Here is a 2,175-nt window from a genome sequence, read left to right on the forward strand (position 1 = left end):
TTCAAAGGGTTGGCGAGGGCTCGTTGCACGTCCACGACTCTGGCGGCGGTGAAGGCGTCGCTGTCGGCGTAGTGGGTGGCGACCTGGTCGGCGGCGGCGGCGAGGTGGCCGGTGGCGCCTCGGACGGCGTACACCATGTCGGCGGTGGCCTGCTGCGTCTCGTGGTGCGCGTGCAGGAAGGTGACCAGCTCGATGAAGGCGTCGCAGGGGTTGGGCAGCTTCGCGGACATGTCCTCGGCGATGTACGACAGGTGCGGCGCGTAGTTGCTCTCGACGTCGGCGGCGAGCCGGTCGGCGAACTCTCTGAGCTGGCTGATGTCGGCTTCGATGCCGCCGTAACCGCGTAGCCAGGGTGCTGGCCGGTCCTCTTCGGGGATCATGGATCCTCCCTACCCGTAGCGGCACCGTTTCCCTGAGTGAGGTTAACGGCTCAACGCCACCCTGGCAGCCCCCGTACGGCGGTCTGGCGGGTCAGCGAGGCAGGCCGGCGGCGCGCCAGCCGCGGGAGCTGCCCGGTCGGCCGCTGCGCGCCCAGGCGGACGGGGCCGTCGGCGTGGGAGCGGCGGCCGGGCGGGACCGGATGATGATCGCCCCCACCAGAGCGGCCAACTCCTCGGCGGTGGGCACGCCGCGGACGACCCGGAACAGCGGCTCTTCGGCAGACATGCCGTCAGGGTACGCGGCGCGAAGTTACCCGAAGCGCACAGTGGCGTGCCGGCGGTGTGAGCGTCAGCGGGTCCGGGTACCGTCTCACCGATGTCGAACGCGCTTCCCCAACTCGTCGCTGACCGATACCGGCTCCTGTCGCCGCTCGGCCAGGGCGGCATGGGCCGGGTGTGGAAGGCGCGCGACGAGGTGCTGCACCGGGACGTCGCCATCAAGGAGTTGGTGCCGCCACCCGGTCTCACCGATGAGGAGCGCCGCGAGATGCGCGAGCGCTCGCTGCGGGAGGCGCGGGCCATCGCCCGGCTCAACCACGCCAATGTCGTCCGCATCTTCGACGTGCTGCGCACCGACGGCGATCCGTGGATCGTCATGGAGTACGTGGCGTCGAAGTCGTTGCAGGACACGCTCGCCGAGGACGGCCCGGTTTCGGTGGCCCGCACGGTGGAGATCGGCCTGGGTGTGCTGGGCGCGCTCAGCGCCGCGCACAAGGCGGGCGTCATGCACCGCGACGTGAAGCCCGGCAACGTGCTGCTCGGCGAGGACGGCCGGGTGGTGCTGACCGATTTCGGTCTGGCCACCATCCCCGGCGACCCCAACGTGACCCGCACCGGCATGGTGCTCGGCTCACCCGCGTACATCTCGCCGGAGCGGGCCCGGGACGGCACCGCCGGTCCGGAGGCCGACCTGTGGTCGCTTGGCGCGACGCTCTACGCGGCGGTCGAGGGCAAGTCGCCGTACGCCCGCCCGTCGGCGATCGGCACCCTGGCCGCGTTGGCCACCGAGCCGATTCCGCCGCCGAAGAACGCGGGTCCGCTGAAGGCCGTCCTCAACGGGCTGCTGCGCAAGGACCCGAACGAGCGGATCACCGCCGAGGTGGCGGAGCGGTTGCTGCGCCGCGCCGGGGGCAAGCGGTCGCGCGGGATATCCCTGCTTGATGGCGTACGTCGGCCGGGGCCGAACGGTCCGCGCGAGCCGCGCCCGCCGCACGTGCCGGCGCCGCGACCTGCCGAGAGCGTCGACCAGCCGGTGTCGCCGCCGCCGGCTGCCGCTGCGGCCCCCGCTGCTGCTGCCGCGACCGCTGCGGCTGATGCCACGCCGACGGCAGTGGTTTCCTCAGGTGCGGCCGCCGACCCGACCGCTGTGGTGCCGGCCGACCCGACGGTAGCGGCACCGGCCGAGCCGACCGCCCCTGTCGACCGCCCGTCCGGGGCCGCCGCGTCCGGGGCCGCCGGGTCCGATGCTGCCGCGTCCGGGGCCGAGCCGACCGCGACGGTCGCGGCCGCGCCCGACACGAGCGGCGACGGTACGACGAACGTCGACGACGAGCCGACGGTGGTCGACGGGCCGCCGGTGGCTCCGGAGCAGCGCAAGCCGACCACGCCGACGTCGCTGATGCCGCCGGTGGGTCCGGCCGGCCGCGCGTCGGTGCCGCCCTCGGACGGCACGAAGCCGAACAACACCCGACGTAACGTGCTGATCGGGGCGCTGGTCGCGCTGCTGCTGATCGGC

Annotated in this window: 3 protein-coding genes; 1 reads left to right on the forward strand and 2 read right to left on the reverse strand. The window is 73.4% G+C overall.

What is annotated here, in order from left to right; genetic code table 11:
- Nucleotides 1-380 (reverse strand): hypothetical protein (locus tag KBX53_RS30705; RefSeq protein ID WP_210863224.1); only part of this gene is annotated, 380 nt, incomplete at its 3' end.
- Between the two features lie 91 nt (nucleotides 381-471).
- Nucleotides 472-666 (reverse strand): acyl-CoA carboxylase subunit epsilon, encoded by a 195-nt coding sequence (locus KBX53_RS30710; RefSeq protein ID WP_030328908.1) that lies wholly within the window; start codon nucleotides 664-666, stop codon nucleotides 472-474.
- Nucleotides 667-756: 90 nt separating this feature from the next.
- Here KBX53_RS30710 and KBX53_RS30715 point away from each other — a divergent pair.
- Nucleotides 757-2,175 (forward strand): serine/threonine-protein kinase (locus KBX53_RS30715; RefSeq protein ID WP_210863226.1); only part of this gene is annotated, 1,419 nt, incomplete at its 3' end.

Source organism: Micromonospora sp. M51, assembly GCF_018070305.1.
GTDB lineage: Bacteria > Actinomycetota > Actinomycetes > Mycobacteriales > Micromonosporaceae > Micromonospora > Micromonospora parva.

What these genes read in the sequence shown, in the direction of transcription:
- KBX53_RS30710 (WP_030328908.1), bottom strand. Translation starts at nt 666, where the DNA reads ATGTCTGCCGAAGAGCCGCTGTTCCGGGTCGTCCGCGGCGTGCCCACC.